Below are 17,523 nucleotides of genomic sequence, written 5' to 3' on the forward strand. Positions count from 1 at the left end.
ACCGTTTCACTGTAGCGAGGGTCGCGGACCGATCACGGCTGACCGGCGGCGGCTGCTGCTTTCTCTCGGTCGATTCGCGCTCCCACGACCATGCAGTACGTCCACAGGCCCACGAAGAGCACACCAACGATCCACATGACGGGCACGAGGAAGGCGGACGCGATGATCGCGGCCTGCAGCACCCAGCCGAAGGCGTAACCCCACCGGAAGCGCAGGAGTCCTGCCCCGGCCACGAGCGCCACGCACAGCAGGGCGCCCCCGCCGAGGGCGGGCAGCGCGGGGAGCGCCTTGAGCCCGAAGGCCACGAGGGCGGCGAGGAACATCACGACGCTCTCGAAGCCGAGCACGATGGAACCGAGCGACCGTCGCACGGATGCGGGTCGGGCGGGCCTTGTGGGCGTCGCGTCCTCGGCCGGGGGCTGGATGTCTGTCACGGCTTCCATTTCTCGGCCGAGGCAAGGGTGATGGCCTCGCCGACGAGCGTGATCGAGCCCGTCACGAGCACGGCGCCCCGTTCCGCCTCGTCTGCGCTGTCCCGAGCGACCTCCATGGCGCGCTCGAATTCGGGCTCGACCGTGACGCGGTCGCGCCCGACGATGCCGACGACGATCGCCGCCAGCGAATCCGCATCGATCGACCGGTCGCTGGGCGCATCCGTCACGACGAATTCGGTGACGACGGGTTCGAGCGCCCGCACGATGCCCTCGACGTCTTTATCGGCGAGGACACCGAGGACGGCGACCACCTTGTCGAAGGTGAAGTACTCGGTGATGGCCACGGCCAGCGCCTCGGCTCCGCCGGGATTGTGGGCGGCGTCGACCAGCACGGTGGGCTCGATGCCCACCAGCTGCAGACGCCCGGGCGATGTCGCGGTGGCGAAGCCCTCGTTCACCACGTCGGATGCGAGTTCGTGCGTTCCCCCGCCGAGGAACGACTCGACCGCCGCGACGGCGACGGCGGCATTCTGGGCCTGGTGGGCGCCGTACAGGGGCAGGAACAGATCCGAGTACGTTCCGGCGAGACCCTTGATCGACACGACCTGGCCGCCGACGCCGACGGCGCTGGAGATCAGCCGGAACTGCTCTCCCTGCACCGCGAGGGTCGATTCGGTGAGCTCCGCCGCGCGCTGCAGCTCGGCCAGAGCTCCCTCCGGCTGGAGGGCGGTGACCACGTGGGACACCGGCTTGATGATTCCCGACTTGGTGCGAGCGATCTCCTCGACCGTGTTGCCGAGGCGAGAGGTGTGGTCGAGCGAGATCGGGGTGATGACGGCGACCTGGCCGTCGGCCACGTTCGTGGAGTCCCACTCGCCGCCCATGCCGACCTCGATCACTGCAACGTCGACGGGCGCGTCGGCGAACGACGCGAACGCCAGGACCGAGAGCGCCTCGAAGAAGGTGATGCGGGGTTCGCCCGCCGTCTCGAGCTCACCGTCGACGATCTGCAGGAACGGCTCGATGTCTGCCCAGTTCGCCGCCAGCGCCTCGTTGCTGATCGGTTCTCCGTCGACGACGATGCGTTCGTTGAGGCGCTCGAGGTGCGGGCTCGTGAAGAGTCCCGTACGCAGGCCGTACGCCCGGAGGATGCTCTCCGTGATGCGGCTGGTGCTCGTCTTTCCATTGGTGCCCGTGATGTGGATCACGGGGTACGCACGCTGCGGGTCGCCCAGCAGCTCGACGACGCGACGGGTGGCCGAGAGCCTGGGCTGAGGAGCGGACTCGCCGATCCTCTCGAGCAGCGCCGCGTAGACCGCGTCGCCCGCGTCGACGAACTCGTCGGGATCGGTATCGTCGAGCGGACCGATGTACCCGGATTCCTTCGGGTCGGGTGACTCGTGATCAGACATTGCGGATTCCTGACTGTCGGCTCACGGCGACGATGACGTCGTCGGTGTTCGCGTACTTGGCGCCGCCGATGCGAACGACGTGCTCGGGAGCGGTGGTGACCACGTTGCCGATCCACTCGGTGACCAGATCTCCACGGTACCCGCCGAGACCGGGGGTGTCACGGGGACCGGAGATGGTGAAGCCCGTGGCGAGGGTCTCCCCCGCCACGTCGACGGCAGAGGCCTGACGCAGCGCGTCGGCATCCGCATCGTCGAAGAAGACGAGGTCGAGCACGATGCGGTCGCTCACCTCGAAACCCGCCGACTTGCGGGCATCCTGCACGGCTCGGATCATGTCGCGTGCGAGACCCTCGGCCTCGAGCTCGGGCGTAGTCGCGGTGTCGAGCAGAGCGAATCCGCCGCCGGCGAGCAGCGCGAGGGCCGTGTGGGCGCCCTCACCGGCATCCTGCGTCTCGAGCACCAGGTCGTATTCGCCGTCGACGAGGTCGATGCCGCCCGCCGTCACGACGCCGTTGCTCTCGGACCAGTCGCCTCCGCGAGCGGCCTTGATGACCTGCTGCACCTGCTTTCCCAGGCGGGGACCCGCGGCGCGCGCGTTCACCGTGAGCTTCGACGTGATGCCGAACTCGAGAGCGCTGTTCTGCTGCTGCTCGACCAGCGTGACGTTCTTGACGTTGAGCTCGTCGGCGAGGATGCCCTCGAACGGGCACAGCGCCTCGACGTTCGAACTCACGATCGTGAGGTTTGCGAGCGGAAGACGCACGCGGAGGCCGTTCTGCTTGCGCAGCGACAGGACGGTCGACGAGATCTCGCGCACCTGATCCATGGCGTGCACGAGCGCCGGGTCGGCCGGGAACCGGTTCTCGTCAGGCCAGTCGGTGAGGTGAACGCTCCGGCCTCCCGTGAGTCCCTTCCAGATGCGCTCGGAGACGAGCGGCAGAAGCGGGGCGGCGACGCGGGTGACGGTCTCGAGCACGGTGAAGAGGGTGTCGAACGCCGCCGTGTCCGTTCCCGTCCAGAATCGGTCGCGGCTGCGGCGCACGTACCAGTTGGTGAGCACGTCGGCGAAATCGCGCAGCTTCGCGGTCGCGAGCGTCGAGTCGTAGGCGTCGAGGTCCGACGCCACGTCGTGGATCAGCTCGCGCGTCTTGGCCAACAGGTAGCGGTCGAGCACGTCGGTCGAGTCGGTGCGCAGCCGGGCGTCGTAGCCCGACTCCCCCGCGGTGTTGGCGTAGAGCGTGAAGAAGTAGTAGGTGCTCCACAGCGGCAGCAGCACCTGGCGCGTCGCCTCCCGGATCGCCTCCTCTGTCACCACGAGGTTGCCGCCGCGCAGAACCGGCGAGCTCATGAGGAACCAGCGCATCGCATCCGAGCCGTCGCGGTCGAGCACCTCGGAGACATCGGGGTAGTTGCGGAGGCTCTTCGACATCTTCTGCCCGTCGCTGCCGAGCACGATGCCGTGGCTCACGACGTTGCGGAAGGCCGGGCGGTCGAAGAGCGCCGTCGACAGGGTGTGCAGCGTGTAGAACCATCCGCGCGTCTGCCCGATGTACTCCACGATGAAGTCGGCAGGGTTGTGGCTGTCGAACCAGTCCTGGTTCTCGAAGGGGTAGTGCACCTGGGCGAACGGCATCGACCCCGAGTCGAACCACACGTCGAGCACGTCCTCGATGCGGCGCATCGTCGACTGCCCGGTGGGGTCGTCGGGGTTGGGGCGCGTGAGCTCGTCGATGTAGGGGCGGTGCAGATCGGTCGGGCGCACGCCGAAATCGGCCTCGAGCTCGTCGAGCGAGCCGTACACATCGACCCGCGGGTACTCGGGGTTGTCGCTCTTCCACACCGGGATGGGCGATCCCCAGTAGCGGTTGCGCGAGATCGACCAGTCGCGGGCGTTCGACACCCACTTGCCGAACTGGCCGTCTTTCACGTTCTCGGGGATCCAGTTGATCTCCTGGTTCAGCGTCTCCATGCGGTCGCGGAACTCGGTGACGCGCACGAACCAGCTCGACACGGCCTTGTAGATCAGCGGATTGCGGCAGCGCCAGCAGTGCGGGTAGGAGTGCTCGTAGCTGGCCTGACGCAGGAGTCGCCCGTTGGCCCGTAGCAACTGCGTGAGCGGCTTGTTCGCCTCGAACACCTGCAGACCCACGACGTCGGAGACGCTCGGCAGGAACCGCGCGCCCTCGTCGACCGAGATCACGACGGGGATGCCGGCGGCCTCGCAGATCTTCTGGTCTTCTTCACCGTAGGCGGGAGCCTGGTGCACGATGCCCGTTCCATCGGTGGTCGAGACGTAGTCGGCCACGAGGATGCGCCACGCGTTCTGCGTTCCCCACGTCTCGGCGTCGGCGTAGTAGTCCCAGAGGCGGTCATAGGTGATACCCTCGAGCTCCGCACCGAGGTGGGTGCGTGAGATGGCCGCGATGGCGTCGTCGGCCGACTCGTAGCCCAGGTCTTTCGCGTAGTTTCCCACGAGGTCGCTCGCGATGAGGTACTCGTGCGACTCGCCCTCGAGCCTGTCTTCGTGCACGTCGGCAGCACCCAGCGGGCCGCCCGGCAGCACGGCGTACTGGATGCCCGGGCCGACCGCCAGAGCGAGGTTCGTCGGCAGGGTCCACGGTGTCGTGGTCCAGGCCAGGGCACGCACGGCGGTGAGGCCGAGCGCCTCGGCCTTGACGCCGGTGAGCGGGAAGGTGACAGTGACCGTCTGGTCCTGGCGCATCTTGTAGACGTCGTCGTCCATGCGCAGCTCGTGGTTCGACAGCGGAGTCTCGTCGTGCCAGCAGTAGGGAAGCACGCGGAAGCCCTCGTAGGCGAGCCCCTTCGTGTGCAACTGCTTGAACGCCCAGATGACGCTCTCCATGAAGGTGATGTCGAGGGTCTTGTAGTCGTTCTCGAAGTCGACCCAGCGCGCCTGCCGAGTCACATACTCCTGCCACTCGCCGGTGTAGCGAAGCACGGAGTCACGCGACGCCTGGTTGAAGACGCCGATGCCCATCTCTTCGATCTGGCTCTTCTCGGTGATTCCGAGCTGGCGCATCGCCTCGAGCTCGGCGGGCAGGCCGTGGGTGTCCCAGCCGAAGCGCCGCTCCACCTTCTTGCCGCGCATGGTCTGGAAGCGCGGGAACAGATCCTTGGCGTAGCCGGTGAGCAGGTGGCCGTAGTGCGGAAGGCCGTTCGCGAAGGGCGGGCCGTCGTAGAAGACCCACTCATCGGCATCCGCGCGGTTCTCGATCGACGCACGGAATGTGTCGTCGGCCTTCCAGAAGCCGAGGACCTCTTCTTCGATCGCCGGGAAGTTCGGGCTCGGCGTGATGGCGGGAGCCGCGTGGCGGTGCTGCTCACCGGGGGTCTCGTCGGCTGATTTGGGGTACGACATGCTTCTCCTGGACGGGCCTTCTCGTTGCCTGTTCCACGAGGACGCCTGGTCGGAAACGCTCCGACCCGCGTGGTACCACCTCGCTTGCCGACCATGATTCGGTCGGCCGCTCGTTCTTTGGCTGTGACGGGCCAGACCCGTTCGGTTCTACTCGGCCCGCTCGCGCGTGCGTTTCTTCCGAAGACTCACCGGTGATAACCGGATCACTGTCATGTGACACCCATGTTATCCGACATCGGCACGGCATGGCCTCTTTGCACCCGTACCCTGGTCTGATGCCCGGATCCACTCAGACCCCCGCCTCCGTCAATCGATGGGTCTTCTGGCCCGCCGCCGTCATCGTCGTCGCGTTCGCCGCATTCGCCATGATCGTGCCGGATGCCGCCGAGGCCGCTTTCGGCGCCGTGCAGTCGAGCATCGTGAAGAACTTCAACTGGTACTACGTGCTGATCGCCGCGTTCTTCGTGGTCTTCTGCCTGTATCTGGGGTTCAGCCGCTACGGCGACATCAAGCTCGGAAAGGACGATGACGAGCCGGAGTTCTCGATCGGCTCGTGGCTGTCGCTGCTCTTCGCCGCCGGTATGGGAATCGGCCTTGTCTTCTACGGGGTCAGCGAGCCCCTGAGCCACTTCGCGCATCCCCGTCCCGGCGTCACCGGATCCGACATCGAGATCGCCCAGCAGGCCATCTCGCAGACGTATCTGCACTGGGGCGTCCACGCCTGGTCGATCTACGTGGTCATCGGGTTGGCGCTCGCCTACGCGATCCACCGCCGCAACCGCCCCGTCTCCATTCGCTGGACGCTCGAGCCGATCCTCGGCCGTCGGGTGCGCGGCGGGTGGGGAAACGCCATCGACGTCGTCGCCCTGGTCGGAACCCTCTTCGGCGTGGCGACGTCGCTCGGGCTCGGTGTGCTGCAGATCAGCGCGGGGCTCGAAGAGGCGGGGCTGCTCGAGGCCTCCACGCTCATCAACGTGATCATCATCGTCGTGATCACCGGCTTCGTCTTGTTCTCGGTACTGTCCGGCGTCGGGCGCGGCATGAAGTGGCTGTCGAACATCAACCTCGTGCTCGCCGCCCTGCTGGTCGTCTTCATCCTCATCGTCGGCCCCACCCAGTTCCTTCTGCGCGACTTCGTTCAGTCGCTCGGAAACTACGTTCAGAACTTCGTGGGCATGTCGTTCACCGTCAACGCGTTCACCGGCGAGGCGGGAGAAGCCTGGCAGGCCAGCTGGACGACGTTCTACTGGGGTTGGTGGATCTCGTGGGCGCCGTTCGTCGGGATCTTCATCGCCAGGATCTCGCGCGGTCGCACCGTGCGCCAGTTCGTCACCGGAGTCATCCTGGTCCCCACTCTGATCACCTGCCTCTGGTTCTCCGTGCTCGGCGGCACGGCGCTGTACATGCAGCTGTCGGGCGAAGCCGACCTCGTGGGCGCGGATGGCGTCGTCGATGTCGAGGGCGCCCTGTTCTCGATGCTCGGCAACCTGCCCGGCGGTTCGGTGCTCACGATCGGCGCGATCGTGCTCGTCGCCGTGTTCTTCATCACCTCGGCCGACTCCGGATCGCTGGTGATGGGGATGATCGCGTCGGGCGGTCAGGTCGAACCACGCAAGTGGATCAGGGTCTTCTTCGCCTGCGTGACCTCTCTGCTCGCGATCGCCCTTCTGCTCTCGGGCGGTCTCGAGGCTCTGAAGACCGCGGCGATCATCATCGCGCTGCCCTTCTCGATCGTGATGCTGTTGATCTGCTGGTCGACGGTCGTCGCGTTCTCGCGGGAGCGACGGGCCTACGACCGCGCTCAGCGTGCGGCATTCGTCGAGCACGTCGGGGAGTTCTACGGGCTCGAGGTCGATGCGCCTCTGGAGCGCGAGCCCGAGGGCGGCCTCCGCGCCCTCTTCCGTCGCCGCGGTCGAACGCCCGCCGTCGCACCGGAGAAGCGCACGGAGCCGGAGGGCGAGACGATCAGCTCGAAGTCGGCACCGAGCTCGCCAGCATCGCCCGAGTGATCTGAGGGCTGCGAGGCGGCACGCTCCACACGATGGGCACCTCGCGCATCACGAGCACGCTGTCGAGTCGCGCGCTGCCCTCGGGCAACGCATCGAAGAACGACGATTCGACGTTCAGGAGCCGACCCGGCTCGACGGCCCACTTCTCGGTCTCGAGAGTGAGGCCGTCGAGCTCGTCCGAACCTCGTCGCGGCGACCAGCCGGTCGAGCCCGCGCGAAAGAACGCCGAAGCATCATCGACGGTGGAGAAGAGCCGGCTCCTCCACTCGGAGACCACGGCGACATCGGCCGACACCCTCAGATCAGACGCGGAGAGTTCGACCCGGATGCGATTGGGCGTCTCCGATCCGGTGAAGCGCGCGTGCCGGTGGACCCCGGGGAACAGCCGCCCTCCGACCGCCACGGGAACCCAGGAGGCACTGTGTCGCACGGGAATGTAGACGCCCTGCTGCGTACCGCCCTCGTCGTCCCACTCCACGGCGATGCGGTGGGCCGCGTTCTCGGCGCCCCATCCGAGCGCCCGCGGCATCCACGGCGTTCGCATGTCGCCGAGCCTGATCAGACAGACCCCGGCCACGGCGGAGCCGCTGACGAGCTGAGGCCGGAGCCCATCGGGAAGCAGATCGGCGGCGACAGACGGGTCGAGGGCGTAGTTGATGAGCAGCCGGCGTTCGATCACGGCCGTGAGTGAGGGAAGGAAGTAGCTCATGCGCGGGCCTCGTTCGTGGTCGTGGGTGTGACCTTCTGGATGCCTCGGAGAACGATCTGCTCGGGGCAGACGGCCGAGAGGAAATCGCCGACCGACAGCGCGAGTCTGTCGCCGACAAGAGAGTAGAGAATGCGGTTGGCGTCGCGCCGCTCCGACACGAGCCCCGCCCCCTTCAACACCGAGAGGTGCCGAGAGATTGTGGGCCCCGACACGGGAAAACGACCGGCGATATCACCGGCGGCCAACTCGCCGTCTCGCAGCTCCTGCAGGATCTGCCGCCGGATCGGAGAGCTCAGCGCGGTGAAGACGTCCGAGGTCGCGTCGTCATTTCGCATATTCGCAATATAGCACTAATGCTAATTAGCTCGATAGCTATTCACCGAGAAAGGCAGGCGCTGTTCGTCACGGCATGCGCGGCACGGCGGCGACCAGGGCCTTGGTGAACGGGTGCTGCGGGTTCTGGAAGACCCGATCGGTCGAGCCGCTCTCGACGACGCGCCCACCCTGCATCACCAGCACCTCGTCGCACAGCTGAGCGACGACGGCGAGGTCGTGCGAGACGAACACCAGGGCGACGCCGAGGTCACGGCGCAGCGTATCCAGAAGATCGATGATCGTCGCCTGAATAGAGACGTCGAGTGCCGACACCGGCTCATCGCACACCAGGATTCGCGGATCCGACGCGAGGGCGCGTGCGATCGCCACTCGCTGCCTCTGCCCGCCCGATAGCTCGTGCGGCCGCCGACTCTCGAGAGACGCGTCGAGGCCGACGCTGTCGAGCAACTGCCGGATGCGCGTGGCCCGGCCGGCGGCGGACGCACGGCGAGCGTCACCGCGCAGCCCCTCCGCGACGATGCGCGCCACGGTGAAGCGCGGGTCGAACGAGCCGAGTGGATCCTGGCTGATGAACTGGATGTCGCCCCGCCGCGCTCGGCGACGCCGTTCCGGTACACCGCTCCACGCACGACCGTCGAGGGCGACCTCTCCGCGGTCGGGCGTGTCGAAGCCGAGCAGCAGCCGCGCGAGCGTGGTCTTGCCCGAGCCGGACTCCCCCACCACGCCAACCGCGGCGCCGGCGCGCACCGTCAACGACACAGCGTCGACCGCCGAGCGCACGCCGCCATCGGGACGACGGAAATCGCGCCCGAGGCCCGTGGCCTCCAGAACCACCTCCTGCACGATGGGCGCGGCGCCGATAGGCGACGCCTCCGCACCCAGGCGCGGGGCCGCAGCCAGGAGCATGCGCGTATACGGGTGCTGTGGACGGGAGAGGACCTCGGTCGTGACACCCTCCTCGACGATGCGCCCGTCTTTCATCACGGCGACCCGGTCGGCGAGACCGGAGACGACGGCGAGATCATGACTGATCACCATGATGCCCAGCCCGTCGGCGCGCAGTCCGGCGAGCAGGTCGAGCACCTGGGCCTGCACGGTGACGTCGAGCGCGGTCGTCGGCTCGTCGGCGATGAGGATGCCGGGCTCCCCCGCGAGCGCCGAGGCGATCAGGGCCCGTTGCCGCAATCCGCCCGAGAGCTCGTGCGGATACTGCTGTGCTCTCTCCTCGGGCTCCGGCACGGCGACCCGACCCAGCATGCCGGTGACCCTGTCGGCGATCCCGGCCCGAGACATCCGCCCGACGGAGCCGCGGGCACCGTGGATCTCGATGACCTCGGCGACCTCGGCACCGACCCGACGCAGCGGGTCGAGCGAGACGAGGGCATCCTGGCTCACCAGGCCGACGCGCGCACCGCGTATGCGTCGCCAGTCGCGCTCCGAGTAGTTCCGCGCGTCGACCCCGTCGATGACGAGCTCGTCGACGTCGACGGAGGCGCCGTCGGGAAGCAGCCCGAGAAGCGCCCGCGCCGTCAGGGTCTTGCCGGAGCCGGACTCCCCCACGATGGCGAGGCACTCGCCGGCCGCCACAGAGAGCGAGACGGAGTCGACGACGACCGCCTGGCCGAAACGCACCGTCAGCCCCGAGACCCGAACGACCTCGCGATTCTCGGTCATGCTCGCCCCTCGCCGGCTCGACGCAGGCGCCGACCCACCACCGTGGCCGACACGACGGTCAGTGTGATCAGCACGCCGGGGAAGAACGCGACCCACCAGGCCTGGCCCAGCAGATTGCGGCCGCCCGAGAGCAGGAGTCCCCATTCCGGCGTCGGATCCTGCGGCCCGAGGCCGAGAAAGCTGAGGCCGGCCGCGGCCACGATCGTGGTTCCGATTCCGATGGTGGCGATGACCCCCAACGGGCGCAGCGTGTTGGGCACGATATGCGAGACGGCGACGCGCAGCGGGTGGACCCCCAGGCCCCGAGCGGCCTCCACGTAGCCCGAGCGGCGGACGACGAGCGTCTCGGCTCGCGCCACCCTGATGTAGGCGGGCACCGCAGCGACTCCGACGGCCGTAGCGACATTGATCGGGCCGGGGCCCAGAACGGCGATGGCGAAGAGCGCGAGGAGGAACTCCGGGAAGGCGAGCAGGATCTCGACGCCGCGCATCGCGATGCCGTCGACGAACCGAGGGGCGAGACCCGCCAGCGTGCCGACGACGATTCCGACGATCAGCGCGGCCGCGGTCGCGCCGGCGCCCACGCCGAGTGAGTAGGAGGCGCCGTAGACGACGCGGGTGAACACGTCACGGCCCGTCTGGTCGGTGCCGAACGGATGACCCCATGCCGGCGGCTGCAGTATCTGAGAGGTGTCGGTCGTAAGGGGATCGAGCGGCGTGAAGATCCACGGCGCGACGGCCATCGCGGTGACGACCACGAGAAAGAGCACCGCCGCGATCAGGCCGACCCTGTCGCGCACCCTGCCCCTCATCGCGCACCCCGGATAGCGGTCGTGGGCGGTGCGATGCGCGGATCGATCGCCCGGTAGGCGAGGTCGACCAGGAGATTGACGAGGACGAAGACGATTGCCGTGAAGACGATGACCCCCATCACCACCGGGAGATCGCGATTGGTGATGGCCGCGAGCGCGACCCGGCCGAGACCGGGGCGTGCGAAGACCGATTCGACCACGACAGCACCGCCGAGAAGCGAACCCACGATGTACCCCGCCAGAGTCAGAGCGGGAATCGACGCGTGCCGTAGCGTGTGCCGCAGGACCAGTCGTGAGGGGCCCGCACCGCGTGCCCGGGCCGTGGTGGCGAAGGGCTGCGCTTCGGCGTCTTCGAGCCCCGTCCGCACCACCTGTCCGAGAATTCCGGCGACCGGCAGCGCGATGGTCACGGCGGGCAGAACGAGGCCCTGGATGCCGTCTGCGCCGGCCACCGGAAACCAGCCGAGCCCGAACGCGAAGACGCTGAGCAGCACGAGGCCGATCCAGAACGGAGGCGAACTGATGGCCAGCAGCTCGAGCACCGAGACTGCTCCTCGCGCTCCGCGTCCGTGCACGAGCACCGCGCCGACGAGGGCGATGACCACGGCGATCGCCAACGAGGCAGCCGCCAACTGCAGCGTGTATCCGAGCTGCTGCCCGATGACCTCGGTCACGCGAAGTCGGAGCTGATAGCTGGTGCCGAAATCGCCCCGAACGAGGCGACCGAGGTAGGAGAGATACTGAGCGATGAGGGGCTGGTCGAGACCGAGATCCACCCGGATCGACTGCTTGAGCTCGGGCGACGCCTGGGCGGAGACGCCGAGCATCACGTCGACAGGATCGCCGGGAACCAGCTTGAGCACCAGGAATGCCGCCGTCGCCGCACCCCAGACGACGACCAGCATCCCCGCGACGCGCGCGAGGATGCGCCGGAGTACCATGCCCCGCACTCTATGTCAGCCCGGACTACTTCGTGAGCGAAGCCCCGGAGAAGAGCGGCCACCCGTGGATGTCGACCTCGATGCCACTCACCTTGTCGCTCGAGGCGAGGATGTACTCGGGCACGTAGAGAGGCACTATCACCGCGTTCTCCGCATTCCACTGCTGCAGCTTCGTGTAGAGCTCCGCGCGCTGCGTTGTGTCGGTCGTGGCGACCGCCGAGGCCAGCGTCGCATCGATCTCGGGATCGCTCAGATGCGACGCGTTCTGGTAGCCGCCCGTTCCGAGGTGGCTGCGCAGCACATCGGCGTCGGCCGAGAGGAAGCCCCAGTCGGTGAGGTCGTAGTCTCCGGCGAGGTAGGCGTCGAGGTACGCGCCGGGCTCGAGCTGATCGTGCACCACCTCGAAGCCGATCTTCTTCAGTCCGTCTTGAATCAGGTTCGCGAGGTTGGCGTTGTCCTCGTTCACCGGCGTGTACGAGATCCACCGTGCACTCAGACGCTTGCCGTCCTTCGTGCGGTAGCCATCCAAGTCGCGCTCGGACCAGCCCGCGGCATCCAGTGCGTCGTTCGCCGCGTCGGCGTCGAACGACGTGCTCTTCTCGAGGGCCGCGTCGTAGGAGTCGGGTGTCGTGGGCCCGAGAATCGAGTACGCGCGCTTGTAGGTGTCGTTGAAGACCGCCTTCACCGCCGCATCGAGGTCGAAGCCGTCGGAGAAGGCCTTGCGCACGGTGACGTCGGAGAAGACCGGACGCGTGACGTTGAGGTAGAGCGAGTACGGCACACCGGGCGACTCGGTCGACGTGACCGTGAAGTTGTCACCGATCTGCGTCAGGCTCGACGGAGCCGTGTCGCCGATCACATCGACCTGGCCCGATGTCAGTGCGCTGGTGCGTACCGAGCTCTCCGGGAGGATCTTCACGTCGAGCTCGTCGATGCTCGCCGGCCCCTGCGCCGTCGCACCCTCCGGGGCCCAGTTGTAGTCGGGGTTCTTCGTGTAGACGAGCTCGCTGCCGGGGGTGTACTTCGACAGGATGAAGGGCCCCGATCCCACGGAGATGCCCGGGCCGCCCGCCTTCAACTCGCTGGCATGCTCGGCGAGCACCTTGGGAGAGTAGAAGCCCAGTTGCACCGACGCGGCGTTGGCGAGGAAGGGCGCGTACGGCTGCGAGAAACTGACCCGAACAGTGCTGGGGTCGATCACCTCGGTGCCGGCGTAGTACTCGCCGCCGATGAGGCTGGACGCCTGGGCCGATTCGGTGGCCGGGTCGACGATGTGGTCGAAGTTGGCCTTGACCGCGGCAGCATCGAACTTCTCGCCGTCGGAGAAGGTGACGTCGTCGCGCAGGGTGAAGGTGTACTGGAGCTGATCGTCGGACACCTGCCACGCGGTGGCCAGCCAGGGAACGATCGTGCCGTCGGGCTTCTGCGACACCAGGGAGTCGAAGACGGGCCGCTGCAGGATCGCGTTGATGTCGAGCTGCGACGAGTGCACGTCGAGGTGACCCACCGGGTCGACGTCGACTCCGAAGGAGATCGTGCCACCCTGGACCTTCTCTCCCGTGCCCGCAGGCGCGGAGCAACCGGCCAAGACCAGGGCGGCGCTGACGACGAGCGCGAGGGAACCTGCGATGCGGAACGATCCGGGGCGCGAAAACATGATGAACTTCTCTCGGGTGGGGATGCCTCGATCGCGAGACGCACGTTCTAGCCTAGGCCGTTTTAAATAGACTCAGCCCAACAAAGCGAAGACGAGACAGGATGTGCCCATGACGGATGCGCCGCGCGCGACGAGGGGGCGGCCCCGGGTGGGATCGCCGGCACTCCTCGAGGAGGCCGCCTTCGAGCTCTTTCTCGAGAACGGCTACGCCGGCACGACGGTCGAGCAGATCAGCACTCGCGCCGGCGTGAGCCGCAACACCTTCTTCAACTACTTCACCGCCAAGAGCGACGTCTTCTGGGTGGGACTCGACGCCAGCATCGGTCGCGTCGCCGCCTCTCTCGACGTGTCGAGCGGGGGCGACGTCGCGCGAGCGACCGAAGCGCTGCGCGACTCTCTGCTGCGCGCCGCCGAGCTGCTCGGCCCGTCCGACGTGCCGTGGGTGCTCACCCACTTCGAACTGATCGGCAGCACGCACGAGGTCATGGCCTCCGCTATCGGTCGGGCCACGCGTCTGTCGAGCGTCATCGAGCGGGGTCTCGGCGACTCGGCCCCCGCCGCCGTCTCCCGAAGTCTGGCGTTCGCCAGCGTCGCCGCCGTCGTCGCGGCCATGACGAGTTGGGCCGAAGCCGGCCCCGGCCGAGGCTCGCTCGCTCCGCATCTGGAACAGGCGCTTTCGCCCGTTCTCACCGGGTTCACCGCGCCGTAGCGCCACCCGTCAGGTCGCGGAGTGCGACTCGAGGAACTCGTAGACCTCGAGCGTGTCGACGCCCGGGAACTCTCCCTGCGGCAGCGGCGACAGAATGTGGGCGTGCAGCCTCGCGCTGGGCCAGGCCCTGTCTCTCCAGCGTTCGGCGAGGTCGTCGTCCGGCCGACGGCAGCACGACTCGTCGGGGCAGCGGGACTGCGCTCGCACCGACGTGTCTCTTCCTCGGAACCACTTCGCCTCGGCGAACGGCACGCCGACGCTGATCGAGAATTCGCCGGCGTCGGTCTTTCCCGTCTGGGTCGCGCACCAGAACGTTCCGCCGGGGGTATCCGTGTACTGGTAGAACTCCGTCGTGCGGTTGGTGCGGTGCAGCGCGGCACGAGATGCCCAGAAGCGGCACACGAGCTGTCCCTCGATCGCACCCGTCACATCCATCGGCAGCGCGAGGCCGTCGTTCTCGTAGGCCTTCTGAATAGCGCCGTCGTCGGCGACGCGCAAGAAGTGCATCGAGAGGCCGAGCTGCTCCGTGCTCAGGTTGGTGAGCCGCAGCGCCGCCGCCTCGTGGGTCACCCCGAAGGCGTCGCGGAAGTCCTCGACGGAGAGGTCGCGGCGCTCCTTCGCCGCGCGCAGGAATCGCACGGAGGCGTCGTGCGGCATCAGGCAGGCGGCAGCGAAGTAGTTGATCTCGAGCCGCTGCTGCAGAAACTCGGCGTAGCTCTCCGGGGGCTGATGTCCGAGAAGCCGGTGCGCCATCGCCTGCAACGCCATCGAGCGAAGACCGTGGCCTCCGGGAATCGAGGCCGGCGGCAGGTAGATCCGCCCGTTCTCGAGGTCGATGACGGAGCGTGCCGAGTGGGGCAGATCGTCGACGTGGATGAGGCTGAATCCGAGACTCTCGGCGAGCAGGCTCACACTGCGATGGGTCAGCGCTCCCCCGACATGGCCGACCTTTGCGAGTGCATCCGAGGCGATCTTCTCTATCTCGGGCAAGTAGTTGTTGCGCTCGCGCATTCTGAGACGCAGCTCCGTGTTCGCTCGGCGGGCCTCCTCGGGCGTCGCGACCGCGCGATTCGCGCGGCGGATGAGCTCGCGATGCAGGCCCACCAGCGACTCGAGCGTCTCTGTGGGAAGGCTGCGCGACGCGGGAACGACGGGTAGGCCGAGCGACGCGTAGAGCGGCCCACGCTGAGCCCGTGACAGTTCGATCTCGAGGGCTGTGCGGGCATCCGGCGCATCGCCCGAGAGCAGATCGGCCAGCGGCACGCCGAGTTCTTTCGCGACGTTCTGCAGCAAGGCGAGCCGAGGCTCTCTGCGTCCGTTCTCGACGAGGGAGAGCTGGCTGCCCACGACACCGACTCGCGCGCCCAGTTGGTCGAGTGTGAGTCCGGCCTGTTTGCGATGGTGCCGGATGCGCCGGCCCAGCGTGATCAGATCGGTTTCGGCGGCCACATTGCCCTCCTGTCAAGATCGGCGCTTCTTTGCGCGCGATCTTTTCAAATCTACGCCGCTTGTCGCTCAATCTGGAGATACCGAAGAATTTTCTTCCTCGCAACCAGACCGACGCATCCATTCACAGGAGAATCATGACGCTGCTCGCACCGAGGACCGCATCACCCCGCACCACACCCAACCCCGAGATCGCCGACTGGGTCGACGGCATCGCTCGGCTCACGACGCCCGACGAGGTCGTCTGGGTCGACGGATCGACCGCGGAATGGGACCGACTGACCAAGGAGATGGTCGCCCAGGGAACGCTGATCCGGTTGAACCCGGAATGGCGACCGAACAGCTTTCTCGCGCGCAGCGACCCCGCCGACGTGGCCCGGGTCGAGGATCGCACCTTCATCTGCTCTGTCGATCCCGACGACGCCGGTCCGACGAACAATTGGCGCGATCCGTCGATCATGCGCCTCGAGCTCTCGGAGCTCTTCTCTCACAGCATGCGCGGCCGCACGATGTACGTGGTCCCGTTCTCCATGGGCCCGATCGGCGGCGCGCTGTCGCAGTTCGGCGTGCAGATTACGGATTCGCCCTACGTCGTCGCGAGCATGGCTCTGATGACGCGCATGGGCGACGCGGCGCTCGACGCGATCACGCCCGGGACTCCGTGGGTACCCGCCCTGCACAGCGTCGGCGTCCCCCTGATCGACGACGACGGAGTGCGCCGCGATGACAGCCCGTGGCCGCACAACGACACGAAATACATCTGCCACTTTCCCGAGACCCGCGAGATCTGGTCGTTCGGCTCGGGCTACGGGGGCAACGCGCTGCTCGGCAAGAAGTGCTTCGCCTTGCGCATCGCCAGCGTGATGGCCCGCGACGAGGGCTGGATGGCCGAGCACATGCTGATCGTGCGCGTCACCTCGCCCGAGAACAGGGTGTTCCACCTGGCCGCCGCATTTCCCTCGGCCTGCGGCAAGACCAATCTCGCGATGCTGGCACCCTCGATCCCGGGATGGACGGTCGAGACCATCGGCGATGACATCGCCTGGATGCGCCCCGGTGCCGACGGCAGGCTCCGCGCGATCAATCCCGAGCGGGGCTTCTTCGGCGTCGCGCCGGGAACTGGACCGTCGACCAACCCCACCGCCACGCAGACGATCTGGGGAAACACGATCTTCACGAACGTCGCCCTGCGCGATGACGGAGATGTGTGGTGGGAGGGCCTGACCGACACGCCGCCGGCCCACGCGACCGACTGGGAGGGCAACGACTGGACCCCCGCATCCGGTACTCGCGCCGCACACCCCAACGGACGCTTCACCGTGACGGCCGATCAGTGCCCGTCGATCGCCGACGATTGGAATGCGCCGGACGGCGTCGTCATCGACGCGATCCTGTTCGGTGGTCGTCGCCCCAGCACCGTGCCTCTCGTCTCGCAGGCGGCGTCGTGGAAGCAGGGCGTCTTCATGGGCGCCACCATGGCCTCCGAGACGACCGCCGCGGCCACCGGCGAGGTGGGGCGGCTGCGTCATGACCCCTTCGCGATGCTGCCCTTCGCCGGTTACAACATGGCCGACTACTTCGCCCACTGGATCGCCATGGGCGAGCAGCTCGGAGACAAGGCGCCGCAGATCTTCTCCGTGAACTGGTTCCGCACGGACGCCGACGGCCGGTTCGTCTGGCCCGGATTCTCTGAGAACGCTCGGGTCATCGAGTGGATCGTCGGGCGTCTTCAGGGCGACCTGGAGGCACGCTCGACCCCCATCGGAGGCCTTCCCCTCGCGCACGAACTGAATCTCGACGGGCTTTCTCTCAGCGTCGACGAGATCCGGGGAATCATCGATCTCGACACGGTGGCCTGGCGTCGCGAGGCCCGGGCGATCGCCGAGTACTTCGACTCGTTCGACGACACCCGGTTCCCCCTCGAGCTGCGACGAGAGCTCGATCGGTTGACGCGCGAGCTCGGCCCCGACCAGGCGTCGAGCTGAAGCGGCGGCGGGGAGAGTAT

The 17,523-nt window shown here is 67.6% G+C and carries 13 protein-coding genes; 3 read left to right on the forward strand and 10 right to left on the reverse strand.

The features are described 5' to 3' along the window. Positions 1–32 precede the first annotated feature (32 nt). Genes ASE64_RS00590 through ileS form a run of 3 tightly spaced genes read right to left on the reverse strand, consistent with a single transcriptional unit; the run spans position 33 to position 5,225 of the window. The gene (locus ASE64_RS00590; protein ID WP_235480437.1) at positions 33–434 is read right to left on the reverse strand and encodes a DUF4233 domain-containing protein; all 402 of its coding nucleotides are present in this window, start codon (positions 432–434) and stop codon (positions 33–35) included. Beyond that, positions 431–1,846: a bifunctional folylpolyglutamate synthase/dihydrofolate synthase gene (locus ASE64_RS00595; RefSeq protein WP_082465813.1), complete on the reverse strand. Its 1,416-nt coding sequence runs from the start codon at positions 1,844–1,846 to the stop codon at positions 431–433. The genes ASE64_RS00590 and ASE64_RS00595 overlap by 4 nt, the downstream gene beginning before the upstream one ends. After that, entirely contained in the window at positions 1,839–5,225 is a 3,387-nt protein-coding gene (gene ileS / locus ASE64_RS00600) for an isoleucine--tRNA ligase (RefSeq protein ID WP_055774492.1), read from the reverse strand. The genes ASE64_RS00595 and ileS overlap by 8 nt, the downstream gene beginning before the upstream one ends. A 275-nt stretch (positions 5,226–5,500) precedes the next feature. On the opposite strand from ileS, the gene ASE64_RS00605 reads away from it, so the two are divergent. Next, positions 5,501–7,234, forward strand: coding sequence for a BCCT family transporter (locus tag ASE64_RS00605; protein WP_082465814.1), 1,734 nt, complete (start codon positions 5,501–5,503; stop codon positions 7,232–7,234). Here ASE64_RS00605 and ASE64_RS00610 read toward each other — a convergent pair. The 6 genes from ASE64_RS00610 to ASE64_RS00635 form a co-directional block, all read right to left on the reverse strand. Then, positions 7,191–7,943 (reverse strand): DUF2071 domain-containing protein, encoded by a 753-nt coding sequence (locus tag ASE64_RS00610; RefSeq protein WP_055774494.1) that lies wholly within the window; start codon positions 7,941–7,943, stop codon positions 7,191–7,193. The genes ASE64_RS00605 and ASE64_RS00610 overlap by 44 nt on opposite strands. After that, complete coding sequence (locus tag ASE64_RS00615) at positions 7,940–8,278, reverse strand: metalloregulator ArsR/SmtB family transcription factor (RefSeq protein ID WP_055774497.1); 339 nt, start codon at positions 8,276–8,278, stop codon at positions 7,940–7,942. The genes ASE64_RS00610 and ASE64_RS00615 overlap by 4 nt, the downstream gene beginning before the upstream one ends. A 67-nt stretch (positions 8,279–8,345) precedes the next feature. Beyond that, complete coding sequence (locus ASE64_RS00620) at positions 8,346–9,953, reverse strand: dipeptide ABC transporter ATP-binding protein (protein WP_055774500.1); 1,608 nt, start codon at positions 9,951–9,953, stop codon at positions 8,346–8,348. Beyond that, the gene (locus tag ASE64_RS00625) at positions 9,950–10,753 is read right to left on the reverse strand and encodes an ABC transporter permease (RefSeq protein WP_235480438.1); all 804 of its coding nucleotides are present in this window, start codon (positions 10,751–10,753) and stop codon (positions 9,950–9,952) included. Before ASE64_RS00625 ends, ASE64_RS00620 begins: the two co-directional genes overlap by 4 nt. An 8-nt stretch (positions 10,754–10,761) precedes the next feature. After that, positions 10,762–11,706 (reverse strand): ABC transporter permease, encoded by a 945-nt coding sequence (locus ASE64_RS00630; protein WP_055774504.1) that lies wholly within the window; start codon positions 11,704–11,706, stop codon positions 10,762–10,764. 25 nt (positions 11,707–11,731) lie between these two features. Next, entirely contained in the window at positions 11,732–13,363 is a 1,632-nt protein-coding gene (locus tag ASE64_RS00635; RefSeq protein WP_055774507.1) for an ABC transporter substrate-binding protein, read from the reverse strand. Positions 13,364–13,472: 109 nt separating this feature from the next. Between ASE64_RS00635 and ASE64_RS00640 the strand changes: the two genes are divergently transcribed. Next, positions 13,473–14,072 carry a TetR/AcrR family transcriptional regulator gene (locus tag ASE64_RS00640; RefSeq protein WP_082465815.1) on the forward strand — a complete coding sequence of 200 codons (600 nt, stop codon included), beginning with the start codon at positions 13,473–13,475 and terminating at the stop codon, positions 14,070–14,072. Positions 14,073–14,081: 9 nt separating this feature from the next. Here ASE64_RS00640 and ASE64_RS00645 read toward each other — a convergent pair whose 3' ends face one another. Beyond that, positions 14,082–15,521, reverse strand: a complete 1,440-nt coding sequence (locus tag ASE64_RS00645; RefSeq protein WP_055774513.1) for a helix-turn-helix domain-containing protein — start codon at positions 15,519–15,521, stop codon at positions 14,082–14,084. A gap of 134 nt (positions 15,522–15,655) precedes the next feature. Between ASE64_RS00645 and ASE64_RS00650 the strand changes: the two genes are divergently transcribed. Further along, the gene (locus tag ASE64_RS00650) at positions 15,656–17,503 is read left to right on the forward strand and encodes a phosphoenolpyruvate carboxykinase (GTP) (protein WP_082465816.1); all 1,848 of its coding nucleotides are present in this window, start codon (positions 15,656–15,658) and stop codon (positions 17,501–17,503) included. Positions 17,504–17,523 lie beyond the last annotated feature (20 nt).

The organism is Agreia sp. Leaf210, from assembly GCF_001421485.1.
In the GTDB taxonomy this organism is placed as follows: Bacteria; Actinomycetota; Actinomycetes; order Actinomycetales; family Microbacteriaceae; genus Agreia.